This window comes from Paenibacillus sp. Y951, assembly GCF_056786395.1.
Genome location: NZ_JBXCIY010000021.1, coordinates 1 through 17,045 on the forward strand (window position 1 = coordinate 1; position 17,045 = coordinate 17,045).

General features: G+C 40.3%; 14 protein-coding genes. 11 read left to right on the top strand and 3 right to left on the bottom strand.

Annotation, left to right across the window (positions count from 1 at the left end):
- Window positions 1-573, top strand: a 573-nt coding sequence (locus AC1TPB_RS21160) for a GMP synthase (glutamine-hydrolyzing) (RefSeq protein WP_482078326.1), incomplete at its 5' end; no start/stop codon positions are given.
- A gap of 618 nt (window positions 574-1,191) precedes the next feature.
- On the opposite strand, the gene AC1TPB_RS21165 is transcribed toward AC1TPB_RS21160, so the two are convergent.
- On the bottom strand, window positions 1,192-1,956 hold the full coding sequence (locus AC1TPB_RS21165; protein WP_482078327.1) for a CPBP family intramembrane glutamic endopeptidase: 765 nt from the start codon (window positions 1,954-1,956) through the stop codon (window positions 1,192-1,194).
- Between the two features lies 1 nt (window position 1,957).
- Window positions 1,958-2,482, bottom strand: coding sequence for a helix-turn-helix transcriptional regulator (locus tag AC1TPB_RS21170; RefSeq protein WP_482078328.1), 525 nt, complete (start codon window positions 2,480-2,482; stop codon window positions 1,958-1,960).
- Between the two features lie 831 nt (window positions 2,483-3,313).
- Here AC1TPB_RS21170 and AC1TPB_RS21175 point away from each other — a divergent pair.
- The 9 genes from AC1TPB_RS21175 to AC1TPB_RS21215 all read left to right on the top strand — a co-directional run bounded on the left by AC1TPB_RS21175 (window position 3,314) and on the right by AC1TPB_RS21215 (window position 15,127).
- Entirely contained in the window at window positions 3,314-3,823 is a 510-nt protein-coding gene (locus AC1TPB_RS21175; protein ID WP_482078329.1) for a phage tail protein, read from the top strand.
- Window positions 3,824-3,880: 57 nt separating this feature from the next.
- The gene (locus AC1TPB_RS21180) at window positions 3,881-4,384 is read left to right on the top strand and encodes a phage tail protein (protein WP_482078330.1); all 504 of its coding nucleotides are present in this window, start codon (window positions 3,881-3,883) and stop codon (window positions 4,382-4,384) included.
- 11 nt (window positions 4,385-4,395) lie between these two features.
- Entirely contained in the window at window positions 4,396-4,920 is a 525-nt protein-coding gene (locus AC1TPB_RS21185) for a phage tail protein (protein WP_482078331.1), read from the top strand.
- Between the two features lie 85 nt (window positions 4,921-5,005).
- Window positions 5,006-11,863 (top strand): putative Ig domain-containing protein, encoded by a 6,858-nt coding sequence (locus tag AC1TPB_RS21190; protein WP_482078332.1) that lies wholly within the window; start codon window positions 5,006-5,008, stop codon window positions 11,861-11,863.
- A gap of 178 nt (window positions 11,864-12,041) precedes the next feature.
- Complete coding sequence (locus AC1TPB_RS21195) at window positions 12,042-12,305, top strand: hypothetical protein (RefSeq protein ID WP_482078333.1); 264 nt, start codon at window positions 12,042-12,044, stop codon at window positions 12,303-12,305.
- Between the two features lie 138 nt (window positions 12,306-12,443).
- The gene (locus AC1TPB_RS21200) at window positions 12,444-12,782 is read left to right on the top strand and encodes a hypothetical protein (protein ID WP_482078334.1); all 339 of its coding nucleotides are present in this window, start codon (window positions 12,444-12,446) and stop codon (window positions 12,780-12,782) included.
- 212 nt (window positions 12,783-12,994) lie between these two features.
- A complete protein-coding gene (locus tag AC1TPB_RS21205; protein WP_482078335.1) occupies window positions 12,995-13,936 on the top strand; it encodes a hypothetical protein in 942 nt (313 codons plus the stop codon).
- A 78-nt stretch (window positions 13,937-14,014) separates the two neighbouring features.
- Window positions 14,015-14,641 carry a TetR/AcrR family transcriptional regulator gene (locus AC1TPB_RS21210; protein ID WP_482078336.1) on the top strand — a complete coding sequence of 209 codons (627 nt, stop codon included), beginning with the start codon at window positions 14,015-14,017 and terminating at the stop codon, window positions 14,639-14,641.
- A 15-nt stretch (window positions 14,642-14,656) separates the two neighbouring features.
- Window positions 14,657-15,127, top strand: a complete 471-nt coding sequence (locus AC1TPB_RS21215; RefSeq protein WP_482078337.1) for a DUF4188 domain-containing protein — start codon at window positions 14,657-14,659, stop codon at window positions 15,125-15,127.
- Window positions 15,128-15,131: 4 nt separating this feature from the next.
- Here AC1TPB_RS21215 and AC1TPB_RS21220 read toward each other — a convergent pair whose 3' ends face one another.
- Window positions 15,132-15,824 (bottom strand): DUF421 domain-containing protein, encoded by a 693-nt coding sequence (locus AC1TPB_RS21220; protein WP_482078338.1) that lies wholly within the window; start codon window positions 15,822-15,824, stop codon window positions 15,132-15,134.
- Between the two features lie 93 nt (window positions 15,825-15,917).
- Here AC1TPB_RS21220 and AC1TPB_RS21225 point away from each other — a divergent pair, with 93 nt between their 5' ends.
- The gene (locus tag AC1TPB_RS21225; protein ID WP_482078339.1) at window positions 15,918-16,256 is read left to right on the top strand and encodes a DUF4363 family protein; all 339 of its coding nucleotides are present in this window, start codon (window positions 15,918-15,920) and stop codon (window positions 16,254-16,256) included.
- Window positions 16,257-17,045: the final 789 nt, after the last annotated feature.

The following is a 17,045-nucleotide window of genomic DNA, read 5'->3' on the forward strand; positions in this document are numbered from 1 at the left end:
GCACAAGGTACGCTTTACACAGATATCGTAGAAAGTGGTACTGCAACTGCACAAACAATCAAATCTCACCATAACGTTGGTGGTCTTCCTGATGATATTAAATTTGAGCTAGTTGAACCATTAAGCGCATTATTCAAGGACGAAGTACGTAAAGTCGGCGAAGAATGCGGATTGCCTGCGGAAATCGTATGGCGTCAACCTTTCCCAGGTCCAGGTCTTGCGATTCGTGTACTTGGCGAAGTAACAGAGGACAAGCTGAAAATCGTTCGTGAATCTGATGCGATTCTTCGTGACGAAATTGCCAAAGCAGGACTTGACCGCGAAATTTGGCAATACTTCACTGCGCTACCTAACATGAAATCAGTAGGTGTAATGGGCGACGCTCGTACGTACTCTTACACAGTTGGTATCCGTGCAGTAACATCTATCGATGGTATGACAGCAGACTGGGCACGTATCCCTTGGGATATCTTAGAGAAGATCTCTGTTCGTATCGTTAATGAAGTAGATAACGTTAACCGTATTATATATGACATTACTTCAAAACCGCCTTCCACGATTGAGTGGGAATAAATAGCGTGGAATTAAATTGAAAAAACTCTCTATTATTTGTGTTAATTAACCAAATGAAAGAGAGTTTTTTATAACTAAAATTATTTAGTTAAATAATAAAGGCTCAAAACCAAAACCAGCGCTTGACGAAATATGAATAGACATACGGATGGTAATCAAGAGGGAATGAAGCACAAACGAGCGGACTCACAGGACGCTAATTAGCTAAAAACCAACACTTTAGGATGTAAGAGGACTCACAGGACCCTATTGTTCGTTTAATACTGAACATTTACTAGCAAACGAGTGATTAAGGTCCTGTGAGTCCGCGTAAACTCGAAATGAGCGGAGAACGCAGAAATAAGGTCCTGTGAGTCCACTATGGGTTTGGGATATACTAGGCTGAGCAGCGAACGCCTCAGTAGCCCGATCCAGCGCACATTAAGGCTAATTTGGGCTTTGTTATATACACGAGTACCAAGGGGCCAGAGAAAGCTATCTAAAAAAAATCAATCATGCCCATAACGTACCTGATGTCCGCTTACGTATACAAATTTAAACAGTCAAGCACTTATTATGAGGTTGAGCCATAATAAAGTATCGATAAAAGTATGATGTCACTTGTACCGATGCTTTCTTTCAATAGCTATTTTCTATATTGGCATCATTAGGAAAGGATGAATTATTTTTAGTTGAAATAAATAGCCAAAGTAATTGCAAGAGGAGTATAGCGAGAACAAGGTAAGTATATAGATTAGTGCTCGATGTATTACCAGTGAAATTAAGGAAATTATGTAATCCATGGAACAGGATAGTTAGCATAATGGAGCCATTTCTGACGACCAGAATAGCCAACACAAAACCTAGAATAAACGCATATCCGATTTGTAATATTGTATCTTCTAAGGATTGACCACTAAGAGCCTGTAAAGCATGGGTGATTCCAAATAAAACACTGGAGCCAACTATAGCAAGAGTTTTTCCTCTTGGCATGAGAATCCGTAACATGATTCCACGAAATAAAGTTTCCTCTACAAAGCCAACCAAAAAAATCTGAGATAGTAACATGTAAGCGAAGAAGGAGAACGGTGCCGATTGAAATCCGTTATTACCGATTATCAATACAATTAAGATAAGAAGTAAAGGAATGTACTCAATCCATTGTCGTTTTGATAGTTTGGAGAGGCTATTGAAATAATATCGGTTCCATTGTTTTTTAATTGTAAGGTAAATGAATAAAAATAAAGCAATTGGAATGAAGCCGAAAAAAGGAGCGAGCGGATGGGTTAGTTCAGCTATTGATACATAGGCGCTACCTCCAGCTACAAAAATAATGAGCATAAGCTCGATCAAAACAATGGTTAATAAAGGCTTTTTGACGCTAAAGCTGTTAGAGTAATTCATTTTAAAGCTCCTCTTTTTCAATTATTTTTTTTAACCATTCATTTTCCATATTGTAAAAATGCAAGCCATAGTGCATGACAGAAACACGATTATAATATTGGCTTTTATCTTCTAGCTGTTCAAGTTCCTTAGATACAATGGTCTGCACTGCCTCTATTTGTGCAATATGTTGTGCGACATTTTGTTGATAGGCTAATAAATTTGTTTTTCTTGTTGGTTCATCGAGATAGTCATAAAAAAATATTTTTATTAGATATTCCCGTTTGTTGGAACGCAGGGGCTCACGAAGCCATTGCATAAAATGGACTTGGCCAAGCTCAGTAATACTGTAAATCTTTTTGTTTTTGCTGTCATTGGTTTCCTCCTCGGTAACGAAGGTGCTATTTACAAGACGCTTTAGAGCCGGATACAGACTACCATAACTCATTTTGTAAAAGATACCTACCGTTTGCTCGGTTATTTTTTTAATGTCGTAGCCACTCATCTTCCCCTGTAAAAGCATACCTAGTGTGACAAATTCAATCATATAATTCCCTTTCTCAATATATCAACTCGATATATCAATTTGATATATTTAATGTATAGTCATTAGAATTTTTTGTCAATCTTTTTTTGTTAGTAAGGTGAAGCTACTATCGCGAGGAGCCAGGCAACAGCCAAGTAGCAAAATTAATTAATAATATGATTCATTGAAATGTAATAATTGCAGAATTTCTCCTAGCTTTTTTGCGAATTGACAAGAAAGTGCTACTAGTAATTGGAATGGAGAAACTTCTATGAACGTCAATTGTGGATTTTGTTAACTTTAAGTTAATAGGGAATTTGAGATTGTAATGCTTAATAAGTTATGTTTATAATAGAAATAAATGGATAAATTCAAGGGAGATGTAACTAACATACTGTATATACCGATATGGTTACTAGATTGGTGTCAGAGAGTTAACGTAGCATCTTGAAAGATTATCCCACTCCATGAGTAATTGAAGTTCAATATTCATACGTAAGTCAGATACGTTAAGATGGATACCTACCAAATGACCTCCCAAGTATGTTGATTTTTCCTCCCTATTCATAGCTTACGAATTTAACCAACTATACGACTTCATTTCTACCTAACATAGCTAGCACTGCGTGCTCATAGCTTTTTTTATGAATAAGATTCAAAAAAGTCTTTAATAATTCAGTATGTTCCTTCAGGATTGACGTTGTCTTAGTGAATATAATTAGGGGACAGGTTTTGTAATTCACTGAGTAAATTAGTTAGTAGTACTTGTAATTACGTCAAGAGTCAACATGTCTTTAATACAATTTATTTTACAATTCTAAAAGTGAATTTTATAAGAAAAGGGGAAATTTGATGAGTGATCAATATGTAGGAGAAATTCGGATGTTTTCAGGTAATTATGCACCACAAGGCTGGCATTTTTGTGATGGAACGTTGCTCAGCATCAGTGAGAATGAAGTATTGTATGTACTAATAGGAACAACGTATGGTGGTGATGGGGCTAGCACATTTGGGCTTCCAGATATGAGAGGGCGTATTCCAATACATACCTCATCAAGTAATCCGCTTGGACAAATGGCAGGTACTGAACAAGTAACATTGCTACAGTCAAACTTGCCTGCGCATACGCACACTGCCAATGCGAACAACGTTGCTGCGGATTCAACAAGCAATTCACCCGCAGGACAATTCTGGGGAGTTAGTACAGGGATAACGAATTATCAGACTACAGCACCTAACGTTACGATGTCACCAGCAGCAGTTTCGAGCGTTGGAGGCAATCAGCCGCACGATAATATCATGCCAAGTAAAGTCATTAGTTTTATTATTGCGCTAGAAGGTATCTTCCCTTCACAAGGGTAAGGGAAGTTCAGCATTTCATATCGTGATGAAGAATGTTTCTATAGAGGAGGGTTTTATATGGCAGAACCGTTTGTTGGAGAAATAAGAACGTTTGCTTTTGGTATTGTTCCACAAGGCTGGGCATTATGCAATGGTCAGTTATTGCAAATTAATAGCAATCAAGTGTTGTATGCTATTTTAGGTAACAGATATGGTGGAGATGGCAGTGTAAACTTTGCCTTGCCTAATTTACAGGGACGTACTCCTATTCACATGTCAAACTCTTATCCAATTGCGGCAGCTGGGGGAGAAGCAGCTCATACATTGACGATTAATGAAATGCCTCAGCATACACATCAGGCTCTAGGGAGCTCAGAAAATGCAGATAATTCTAAACCAGATGGTAATACATGGGCAGTTACAGCTACGACACGTCCAATATATGCAGCTAACGCTAATACTACGTTGAATGTATCAGCAATTGGAACAACAGGGGCGAGTCAAGCTCACAATAATATGCAGCCTTACACAACTGTTTCATTTTGTATTGCGCTGCAAGGCATTTATCCGTCAAGAAATTAGGAGGTGTAGTCATGGATCCATATATAGGAGAAATAAGATTGTTTTCTGGAAATTACGCACCAGTTGGTTGGGAGTTATGTAATGGACAGATTATGAATATTCAACAAAGCTCAGCTTTATACAGCATTATCGGGAATAGCTATGGTGGAGATGGAATGACAACATTCGCTTTACCTGATTTACAAGGAATGGCGCCAATGGGGCAGGGAGTTGGGCCAGGGCTTACACCTAGGAATATAGCTGCTTCGGTAGGCTCCAGCACCCAGACACTGACAATTGACCAAATTCCAAATCATACGCATGTGCCGAATGGGTCTAGCGCAACTGCAGCATCTCAAAGCGATCCTAGTAATAAAGTTTGGGGAAGTGAGAGTGATACAACTGCAAATAAGCCCTATGCAGCCACTCCTAATGTTTCGATGAATGCACATACTCTCAATCCTTTTGGAGGAAATGCTGCTCATAACAATATGCAACCATATACGACACTGAGCTTTATTATTGCATTGCAAGGTGTATATCCGCCGAAGCAGTAATTTTTGGAAACTGCCTTAAGGTATGATCTTTAAGGCAGTTTTCGTGCTGTATTTTAATTATAGTAGTTGGGGGTGTCGTTAAGTTATGCAGAAGAAAGTTAGTATTAATATTTTTTTGACGTTTGTTCTCATTATTTCTTTATTTCCAGTATTTCCACCACGTATAGCTGCTGCTCTTGAAGTGAAAATTCCGATAGATGGAAGAAATACTCTTGATGGAACATTATTGCAACACGGCTATATTGCAGGAGATACTATTAATAACTACTCAGAATCTACTTTTAAGTTTAGTGATATTGATAGCTCTCGTTCAATAGACTCTGCATTTTTAACTTTTGATGGAGACGAAGCAGAATGGGATATAAATATTACAGATTTAAAAATTGCTGTTGCTGTTGATAGTTGGCCTCAGACAGATACACAAATGCCAGCATTAGTAATTCCGGAAAAGTCGATCTATTCTATAAAGCCTAATATATTCTCTAGTGAGCCGGTGAGCAATCCGGAAAATGGATCGCTTTCTTACCGAGTAAATGTAAGCAGCTTAGTAACTTCTAGCAATGTTGGTGCGGATGGCACTATTTCGTTATTAATATCTACGACTTCACAATTAGATGCATACATTAATGATCCAAGACTTGAAATTAATTATGCTGCTTCTCCAGTGAATACAGCGCCTGTTTTGAGTGGAATTGGCAATAAGTCGGTAAACAAAAAAAACTTGCTAACTTTTACAGCAACAGCATCAGATGCGGAGGGAGATACATTAACGTACAGTTTGGGTAACGCTCCGACAGGAGCAAGTATTAACTCTACGACGGGTGTATTCAGATGGACGCCAACGGAAGAGCAGGGACCAGATAGCTTTATAATTAAAGTAATCGTAAGTGATGGAGCATTAACAGATGAAGAGGAAATCATAGTTACGGTCAATGAGGTAAATGAGGCACCAGTACTTGCTGCAATAGGAAACAAAACGGTAGATGAAGAAACACTACTTACCTTTACAGCAACAGCAACAGATGCAGATCTGCCAGCGAATACGTTGACGTACAGCCTAGTAGGAGCGCCGTCAGGAGCGAGCATTAATCCAATAACAGGTGTGTTTACATGGACACCAACGGAAGCGCAGGGTCCAGGAAGCTATCCGTTTACGGTCCGCGTAAGTGATGGAATACTAATTGACAGCGAGCAAATTACCATTACGGTTAACGAGACTAATGCAGCCCCAATACTTGGTGCCATCGGTAATAAGACGGTGAACGAAGGAAGTGAGCTAGCCTTTACGGCAAAAGCGACAGATGCAGATTCGGCTATCTTGACGTACAGCTTAGTTGACGCTCCGACAGGAGCAAGCATCAATGCTACGACGGGAGTATTCAAATGGATACCAAGTGAAGCACAAGGTCCGGGTACGTATCTGTTTGTAGTGCGAGTAAGCGACGGAACGATGACGGATGATGAAACTATTACGGTTACAGTGAATGAAGTGAACGTTGCACCAGTGTTAGTTCCAATAGGAAATAAGACGGTTAATGAAGGAAGTCAGTTAACGTTTACGGCAGTGGGAACAGATGCAGATTTGCCAGCGAATACGTTGACGTATAGCTTAGTTGGTGCACTGACAGGAGCCAGCATCAACGCTACGACAGGTGTGTTCACGTGGACCCCAACGGAAGCGCAGGGTCCCGGAAGCTATACGATCAACGTTCGTGTGAGCGATGGGGCACTAACTGATGAAGAACAAATCACGGTTACAGTAAATGAAGTGAACGTAGCACCAATACTTGCTGCGATTGGAGACAAAACGGTAGATGAAGAAACGCTGCTCATGTTTACTGCGGTGGGAACAGATACAGATTTTCCAGCGAATACACTAACGTACAGCCTAGTAGGAGCACCGACAGGTGCGAGCATTCATCCAGAAACAGGTGTGTTTACATGGACACCAACGGAAGCGCAGGGTCCAGGAAGCTATCCGTTTACGGTCCGCGTAAGTGATGGAATACTAATTGACAGCGAGCAAATTACCATTACGGTTAACGAGACTAATGCAGCCCCAATACTTGGTGCCATCGGTAATAAGACGGTGAACGAAGGAAGTGAGCTAGCCTTTACGGCAAAAGCGACAGATGCAGATTCGGCTATCTTGACGTACAGCTTAGTTGACGCTCCGACAGGAGCAAGCATCAATGCTACGACGGGTGTATTCACATGGATACCAAGTGAAGCGCAAGGTCCGTCTAGCTATACGTTTACGGTTCACGTAAGTGATGGAACTTTAACAGATGAAGAAGAAATTACGATTACGGTGAATGAAGTGAATATAGCACCAGTGTTAGTTCCAATAGGCAACAAGTCGGTTAATGAAGACAGTCCGTTAACGTTTACAGCAACGGCAACAGATACAGACCTGCCAGCGAATACGCTGACGTATAGCCTGGTTGATGCGCCAACAGGAGCAGGCATCAACGCTACGACAGGTGTGTTCACATGGACCCCAACGGAAGCGCAAGGTCCCGGAAGCTTTGTACTTAAAGTTGTCGTAAGTGATGGCGCGCTAAGTGATGAAGAGGAAATCACGGTTACGGTCAACGAGGTCAACACTGCACCCGTACTTGCAGCGATTGGAGACAAAACGGTAGATGAAGAAACGCTGCTTACGTTTACAGCAACGGCAACGGATGTTGACATGCCAGCGAATACGCTGACGTATAGCCTACAAGGAGCGCCGCCAGGTGCAAGCATTAACCCAACGACAGGTGTGTTTACATGGACACCAACGGAAGCGCAAGGTCCCGGAAACTATACGTTTACGATTTCCGTAACTGATGGAGCATTAACAGATGAAGAGGAAATTACGGTTAGGGTCAATGAAGTGAACGCAGCGCCAGTGCTTGCAGCAATTGGCGACAAGACGATAGATGAAGGAAGTCAGCTAACCTTTACGGCAACAGCTACAGACCCGGACTCGGTTATCTTGACGTACAGCTTAATAGACACACCGACGGGAGCAAGTATAAACTCAGCGACTGGAGTATTCACATGGACGCCATCGGAAGCCCAAGGCCCGTCTAGCTATACGTTTACGGTTCACGTAAGTGATGGAGTATTAACTGATGAAGAAGAAATTACGGTTACGGTGAATGAAGTGAATGTAGCGCCAGTGCTTGCAGCAGTTGGCGACAAAGCGGTAGATGAAGGAAGCGAATTAACGTTTACAGCGTCTGCAACAGATACAGACCTGCCAGCAAATACGCTGACGTATAGCCTAGTTGATGCGCCAACAGGAGCAGGCATCAACGCTACGACAGGGGTGTTTACATGGACACCAACGGAAGCGCAGGGTCCCGGAAGCTTCACATTTAAAGTTATTGTAAGTGATGGGGCATTAACTGATGAAGAGGAAATTACAGTTACGGTCAACGAGGTGAACGTGGCACCCGTACTTGCAACGATTGGAGACAAAACGGTAGATGAAGAAACGCTACTCACGTTTACGGCAGTAGGAACTGATACAGATCTGCCAGCAAATATACTGACGTACAGTTTAGTTGATGCACCGACAGGGGCAAGCATCAACGCTACAACAGGTGTGTTCACATGGACACCAACGGAAGCGCAAGGTCCCGGAAACTATACGTTTACGATTTCCGTAACTGATGGAGCATTAACAGATGAAGAGGAAATTACGGTTACGGTCAATGAAGTGAACGTAGCGCCAGTGCTTGCAACAATTGGCGACAAGACGATAGATGAAGGAAGTCAACTAACCTTTACGGCAACAGCTACAGACCCGGACTCGACTATCTTGACTTATAGCATAATAGACGCACCGATGGGAGCAAGTATCAACGTTACGACAGGGGCATTCACATGGACGCCAACGGAAGTACAAGGTCCGTCTAGCTATACGTTTACAGTACGTGTAAGTGATGGAGTATTAACTGATGAAGAAGAAATCACGGTTACGGTTAACGAAGTGAATGTAGCGCCAGTGCTTGCAACAATCAGCGACAAAGCGGTAGACGAAGGAAGCGAATTAACGTTTACAGCATCTGCAACAGATGCAGATCTGCCAGCGAATACGCTGACGTATAGCCTAGCTGATGCGCCAATAGGAGCAAGTATTAACGCTACGACGGGTGTATTCACATGGACGCCAACGGAAGCGCAGGGTCCAGATAGCTTTACAATTAAAGTAGTCGTAAGTGATGGAGCATTAACAGATGAAGAGGAAATCACGGTTACGGTTCACGAAGTGAACACTGCACCAGTACTAGCTGCAATTGGAGACATAACGGTAGATGAAGAAACGCTACTTACGTTTACAGCAACGGCAACAGATACAGACCTGCCAGCGAATACGCTGGCGTATAGCTTAGTTGATGCACCGACAGGAGCAAGCATCAACGCTACAACAGGTGTGTTCACATGGACACCAACGGAAGCGCAAGGCCCCGGAAACTATACGTTTACGATTTCCGTAACTGATGGAGCATTAACAGATGAAGAGGAAATTACGGTTACGGTCAATGAAGTGAACGCAGCGCCAGTGCTTGCAGTAATTGGCGACAAGACGATAGATGAAGGAAGTCAGCTAACCTTTACGGCAACAGCTACAGACCCGGACTCGGCAATATTGACTTATAGCTTAATAGACGCACCGATGGGAGCAAGTATCACCGTTACGACAGGGGGATTCACATGGACGCCAACGGAAGCCCAAGGCCCGTCTAGCTATACGTTTACAGTTCGTGTAAGTGATGGAGCATTAACAGATGAAGAAGAAATTACAGTTACGATTAACGAAGTGAATGTAGCGCCAGTGCTTGCAACAATCAGCGACAAAGCGGTAGACGAAGGAAGCGAATTAACGTTTACAGCGTCTGCAACAGATGCAGATCTGCCAGCGAATACGCTGACGTATAGCCTAGTTGATGCGCCAATAGGAGCAGGCATTAACGCTACAACAGGTGTATTTACATGGACGCCAACGGAAGCACAAGGTCCCGGTAGTTTTACACTTAAAGTTGTCGTAAGTGATGGCGCGCTAAGTGATGAAGAGGAAATCACGGTTACGGTCAACGAAGTGAACACTGCACCAGTACTAGCTGCAATTGGAGACAAAACGGTAGATGAAGAAACGCTGCTTACGTTTACAGCAACGGCAACGGATGTTGACCTGCCAGCGAACACGTTGACGTATAGCCTAGTTGATGCACCAACAGGAGCAAGCATTAACCCAACAACAGCTGTGTTTACATGGACACCAACGGAAGCGGAAGGTCCCGGAAGCTATACCTTTGAAGTCGTTGTTAGCGATGGAGTGCTTAGTGACAGCGAGGAAATTACGGTTACGATTAATGAAGTGAATGTGGCACCTGTACTGCAAGCGATAGGGAACAAGAGTGTGAATAAAGGAAGTCAATTAAGATTTACCACGATTGCAACGGATGAGGATGACCCAGCCAACACTTTAATCTACAGCTTAGTTGATGCACCAGAAGGTGCTGTAATAGATAGTCAAACAGGTGAATTTACTTGGAAACCATCAGCAAATCAAGGTTCGAAAGATTATACGTTCACGGTAAAAGTGAGTGATGGTCTTTTGACGGACGAGGAAACGATTACAGTTACGGTAAAAGCAGTGTTTAATAATGTCGACATACCTGAGCCTTCAGGAAATGCAGTTCATGTATTAGTTAACGGAAAGGTTGTGGACGCAGGTACTGCAACGATTTCTGAAATAAACGGACAAAAAGTGGTTACAGTTGCAGTAGATGAACAAAAGCTGATGCAACGGTTCGAAGACGAAGGTGAGCAAGCAGTCATTACAATTCCTATTACTGCAGATAGTAATGTCGTTATTGCTGAAATTAATGGGCGTATCATTAAAAAATGGGAAGAGCAGCAAGCGATTATAGTTCTACAAACGAACAATGCTTCATACACGATACCAGCAGAACAAATCGATATAACAGCAATTTCTTCTCAGCTTGGAGCAAATGTGGCGTTAGAGGATGTGAAAATAAAAATCGAAATTGCTGAGCCGCTCAAGAACATATTGCAAATTGTCGAAGCTGCAGTTAATCGAGAAGGGTTAACCCAAGTAGCTCCGACACTTAACTTCAAGGTTAGTGTGGAGTATGACGGGCGTACAGTAGAGATATTGCGATTCAACGCCTATGTTAAGAGTACGATAGCTATTCCAGAAGGAACCGATCCGAACCAAATAACAACGGGTGTAGTTGTCGAACTAGATGGCTCAGTTAGACATGTACCGACTCAAATTACTAAAGTTGGTGACAGATATTATGCTGTCATTTACAGCTTGACCAATAGTACTTACTCTGTTGTCTGGAATCCGCTACAATTTATTGATGTAGAGAATCACTGGGCAAAAGCGGCAGTCAATAATATGGGATCTAGGATGGTCGTCAACGGAATAGGAAATGGGATGTATTATCCTGATCAGAATGTTACTCGAGCTGAGTTCGCAGCGATTATTGTTCGGGGGCTAGGAATGAGTTTGTCGCAAGAAAATAGTTTATTCACAGACATAGGTACAACAGCTTGGTACCGCAGTGCAGTTCAGACTGCATATGAATATGGTCTAATTAATGGATTTGAAGATGGAACTTTCCGTCCGAATGATACAATTACACGTGAGCAAGCTATGTTGATTATATCTAAAGCGATGATAATTACAGGGCTAAAGGAAAGTGCAACAAATCAATCCCAAATTGATGTAATTCGTACATTTTCTGATGCAAGCACTGTATCTGATTGGGCGCTTGATGGCGTTGCAGACAGCGTAATCACAGGTATTATTTCAGGCAGAAATAATAACTTGCTAGCACCTAAAGCTAACATTACTAGAGCAGAAGTAGCAATAATTATACAAAGACTACTGCAAACTTCCAATCTGATTAACAAGTAAGGTCTGTATAGCAAGAGATTTCGTGCGTCAATTGAGGTCATAGTTGCCATTCCCCTGCAACTATTGGACGTGAAAATAAGCTCTCCTTTATTTGTGTTATTAACACGGTAAAGGGGAGTTTTTTATGAATGATTACGTAAAGGAGTATCAGCGTGAGATTAACGACATCTAAGAAAATGTGGCTAGGATTTTCAGCAGTATTAGTATTATTTTATTATTTACTTTAACTGATAATTATAAAAAAAATATCGATGTTGATATGAAGAAAGTTGATCTAGCAGAGAATATTCAAGGAGTACAAAAGGAGATCGCAACTGCTGTATTAGAGTTTGTTATGTATGGGAAAGATGATGCAATCGATGAACTTGATGCAGTAGAAGGGTCAGGTTATGCTAGAGCATTAATTGAAATGACAACAGACGAAGAATCATTAAAATTATAAAAGACCTTCAATCAGAGACTCTCTTATTATTTGATTCAAATGATACAATTATATCCTTAATCGGAATGGATTTATCCAAACCTGCCGGAAGATCTATGTTTTCTGTAAGAAGATGGCGGAGACTATCATTACTCGATTGTGTATGAACATTTGTATGCTATCGAAGTAACAGAGGGAGAAGCAATCGAACTGATGAATCGAATTACGGGGCTTTTCTTGGAATTAGAGGCTCATCGTGATCTTGATCGCCTGCTAGATGATGCGATTAAGCATCAAACCGATAAGTTGTATATAAGTGGACATTGGTTGACAGAACTGCCTGAGAGAGCTATCTATTCAATGTGCGAGTTCAGATCGCCCGACTCCCGGATTTCGGGTCAAGCCAAAGGAAGAGATCAGCCTAAATCGTATTCCACCAGAGATTGGAGATCTGGAGCAACTGGAGCAGCTTACGATTCAATACTCCTCGATCGATGAACTACCGCTCGAACTAGAAAAGCTAAGGCATTTGCGAATCTTGAACTTAGAAATGTGTATGATGAATCAGAGACCTGATTTTCTTAATAGTATGAAGCAACTTGAATACATCAATGTTTCGCAGAATTCTTTATTGAATACGATTGAAATTGAATGGTAGATTAAAAGAACGGTGATCCAATCCGAAATTGATCTTAGAAGGAGGCGTTAAAATGTCTGAGTTAGATTTTGAGCAGTTTACGGTATTAAAAGAGCGTATGCATGAGTTGTCCAAAGTTGAACGGAATAGGGAAGATTTACTAAAGTGTATGAGAGAGCAGGAAGCACTCGTTGTAAAGCTAGAAGTTAAACTGCAACTGGAGCAGGAGGATGTTGAGAAGCTGACGAGTATGTCGCTAATTAATTTGTTCCATACGATTTTGCGAAGCAAGGAAGAGCAGCTTGAACTGGAACGTCAGCAGGAACTGATAGCAACACTTAAGCTTCAGGAAGCAAAGCAAAGTCTCAAAGAACTTAAGGAGGATTTACTTGAGGTTGGTCATCAACTTGCAGAGCTTTCCACAGCTCACTTTGATTATAATCAGCTCATGTTGAAGAAGGAAGTGGAGCTCCGTAATTCACCGGATATAGCTCATGAACTGGAAGAGATGGAAGCCGAAATTTCAGAAAAAAGCTGGTTAGTTAAGGAGATTGGAGAAGCACTATCAGCAGGGAGAGGTGTCATTTCCTCGTTAACTTATGCCTCGGAGCAACTGGGAAAAGCGGAAAATTGGGGAAATTGGGATATGTGGGCAAACGGAGGGTTGATCAGTACTCATATTAAGCACGGACATATCGATGATGCGAGAACCTCTATCCATAATGCCAATCGCCAGCTACGACATTTTCATAAAGAACTTGCAGATTTGCATAGGTCGACGGACATCCAGATCGATATAAGTGGAACACTCAAAATGGCCGACTATTGGTTCGATGGTTTAATTACTGACTGGCTCGTACAAGGTCGAATTAAAGCTGCTCAAGATCAAGTATTAGAAGCAATTCATAACGTAAGAATGGTAGTGAACACACTTGATGTGGACCATCGCGCTGCTGAGCAGGAGTTATCTAATTCAAAAGCAGAGCGCATTACTTGGATTGAGGAAACTCAATAATAAAAAACTATTGATTTAAAAGTTAACTCGTGTTAATTTATTTACAGGAGTTAACTTTTAAGGGAGTGCATTTTACATATGGATATTTCACTAAGAGAGATCAAAAAAGCACGCAATAAAATCGCTTTATATCATGCAACGATGTCACTTATAGGCGACAGAATGCTTAGTGAAGTGATGTTGGATGATATATGTCTTAAAGCTGAAGTATCTAGGGTTACATTTTTTAAATATTTTAGTAGAAAAGATGACATTCTAATTTATTTTATGCGAATATGGTTAACGGAACGAATTATCGAGATCGAGACAAATCATAAGCGAGGGTTTTCTTCTATTCGTCACATACTAACTACTGTTGTTGACCAATACAATGAAAGAGCAGGAATAATGGCGAGTCTAATATCATTTTTAGCTGAAATGAAAATGCACCCAACGTTGCTTGAATTAAGTGATGCTGAGATTAAGCTACTTTTTCCAGATCATATTGAAATAGGCAGGCTGGAGCCCAGTATGTATGATTTGTTTCATAAATCGATGACCGAAGCGAGTGAAGAAGGAAAGTTAAAGGAAGATATATCTGTGGACTCTGCAGTAAAAGTATTATTTACAATTTTTTATGGTGCATATTTAACTTCACAGTTGTATGGATCTTCAAATGTATTGGATTTTTATGAGACGAATCTTATATTACTTGAGAAACATTAAAGGAGAAATGTAACTATGGCTCAATTTATACCAGGAAGATATACTGCTGAAATGGACGGCCCGTTCGTTGTATTCGTTATCGGAATGCGAATTAATAAATTACTTTCTATACACAAGTGGCTTCCAGTCATTAAATCGATGAGTTCGATGCTACAAGAAGTATATCGTAATAAAGAACTTGGTTTCTTAGATGCTAGTTATCATTTTTCATGGCGTGGTATAACTTTAATTCAATATTGGAGATCATTTGAGCAATTAGAAAAGTTTTCGAGAACATCCCAAAGTCATTTAGATATTTGGTCAAAATACAAAAAGCATATTGTAACAAGTGGTGTAGTAGGTATTTATCATGAAACTTACATTATAGATAATCATAAATACGAATGTGTCTACAACAACATGCCGGCTTATGGATTAGGCAAAGCCGGACAACTTATTCCTATTCAAGGCAAGCATGAAACCGCGAAACAAAGACTTGATCATTAGTTTGCTATTCACTCTTATCCTCATACAAATCCACATACACCTTTTTATTGCCATCTACTTGAGCGATGAATACATCCTTTTCGGTAGAAGCACCTTTTTGCGTAACTTCATGTATTAGCCATTTTTTGGAATATCCTAGTCTTGCCAAATTTTCATGTAATATATGACCGTCCATAATTAATAAAGTCGGAGCATTTTCATGTTTTAGCTTTATTCCGAGAAAATTAGGAGTAATTGGCTCCATATCTGCTTTTTTCATCACACTTAGCTCGCCATTTGCTTCAAATACAGCCATTTGAACATCATCTAGCTTGAAAACATCCTTCTCTCGTAATAGCATCATTAACTCATCAATCGCCATTTGATTTTTCTTCATCGTATCTTCTAATACTTCCCCATCTTTAATAATGATCGAGGGTTTACCATCGGTTAACTGTAGAAAACCTCTTGATTTTAGTCCGATAAGACTTAAAATTATCGGGAATAATCCCCATATCGCGAGTGAAACAAGACCGTTCGAGATTTTAATATTTTGATCGACAGACATTGTTGAGGCGATTGAACCAATCGTTATCCCTACAACATAATCGAAGAAAGTAAGCTGAGAAAGCTGCTTCTTTCCCATAATACGTGCCAAAAAGAGTAAGACGAGAAAAGCAGCAATAGAACGAATTAATATTAATACATACTCTGGCACAGATATTCCCCCAATATAAAAGTCTGAATAAGTATTCCTTATTATTGGGTAATCTAAATAATAATATGCAACGAAAAAGGGGGATAAGCTGAGATGGTTCAAAGAGCTTTGCTCTGTATGATGCTTCTGCTCGTAATTTCAGGATGTTCTGCTCAAAACGGTAAAAATGAATTCAAAGAGAATATTAGTCGACTTGAACAATCAATTAGCGATAACGAGACTGAATCTGTAAAGCTACAAGTAGAAGCCTTGTTAAAGGTGTATAAACATAATGAATGGAAATTACAATTGCTAGGTGATGAAGGGGAGTATGAAAGACTTCACGAAAGCATCCAACGAATTATTGTTGCAATCGAGGAAGAGGATTTTACAGAAGCGAGGCTAGAACTAAGTACGACGAAGACAATATTAGCAGATATATATTCATTGTGAAATTACCAATATAAGTTATTTTTATGTGAATTATCATTATTAACTAGTACTTTATGAGAATGAGTAGTATTATATACCTATGATAATGTTTAACGTGAAACTAAAGTCTCATAAAAGAGGTGAAGTGATCAAATGCCTTACTATTATTTCAAAGAAATATGGACACCACTTAAACTGATTGGAATTAATTTTTTTAAGGATGAAGAAAATCAGGTTTGGGTTAAACGATGGAAAAGTAAAAGAAGGAAGCTGAATATAAAAAACGTTAAGCAAAGGAGCGTTGGCTAGTAGCTGACGTATTATTATGTGCTGTTGATTAGCCATTCAATGAGATCGATCATTGGATGGTTTTTTTTGTGCGCTTGTGTGAGAAGAGAGCGATAGGGTGCCAATCGTATAGATGATTAAAGAGTGTTGACTAGATGTTCTATCTGTTATATATTAAGTATAACAGATAGAACAGTTCTTGCTTAGTCATTTATATTGTATAGATCCATTAATTCACGTATTGAAGTTAAGCATACGTTGCTTTCGAGGCAGCTGTTCTATGGTTGGAAAATGTCTATGGGGGCAGCAAAAAGTTCGGTATATGCTTCCGAAGTGACTTTTTGTTGACTTAGAAGTCAATCAGGGAGCAACAAAAAGTTTTGGTATATGCTTCCGAAGTGACTTTTTGTTAACTTAGAAGTCAATCAGGGAGCAACAAAAAGTTTTGGTATATGCTTCCGAAGTGACTTTTTGTTGACTTAGAAGTCAATCAGGGAGCAACAAAAAGTTTTGGTATATGCT

Coding starts and splice junctions, on each gene's coding strand:
- AC1TPB_RS21165 (WP_482078327.1), bottom strand. CDS start 1,956: ATGAATTACTCTAACAGCTTTAGCGTCAAAAAGCCTTTATTAACCATT.
- AC1TPB_RS21170 (WP_482078328.1), bottom strand. CDS start 2,482: ATGATTGAATTTGTCACACTAGGTATGCTTTTACAGGGGAAGATGAGT.
- AC1TPB_RS21175 (WP_482078329.1), top strand. CDS start 3,314: ATGAGTGATCAATATGTAGGAGAAATTCGGATGTTTTCAGGTAATTAT.
- AC1TPB_RS21180 (WP_482078330.1), top strand. CDS start 3,881: ATGGCAGAACCGTTTGTTGGAGAAATAAGAACGTTTGCTTTTGGTATT.
- AC1TPB_RS21185 (WP_482078331.1), top strand. CDS start 4,396: ATGGATCCATATATAGGAGAAATAAGATTGTTTTCTGGAAATTACGCA.
- AC1TPB_RS21190 (WP_482078332.1), top strand. CDS start 5,006: ATGCAGAAGAAAGTTAGTATTAATATTTTTTTGACGTTTGTTCTCATT.
- AC1TPB_RS21205 (WP_482078335.1), top strand. CDS start 12,995: ATGTCTGAGTTAGATTTTGAGCAGTTTACGGTATTAAAAGAGCGTATG.
- AC1TPB_RS21210 (WP_482078336.1), top strand. CDS start 14,015: ATGGATATTTCACTAAGAGAGATCAAAAAAGCACGCAATAAAATCGCT.
- AC1TPB_RS21215 (WP_482078337.1), top strand. CDS start 14,657: ATGGCTCAATTTATACCAGGAAGATATACTGCTGAAATGGACGGCCCG.
- AC1TPB_RS21225 (WP_482078339.1), top strand. CDS start 15,918: ATGGTTCAAAGAGCTTTGCTCTGTATGATGCTTCTGCTCGTAATTTCA.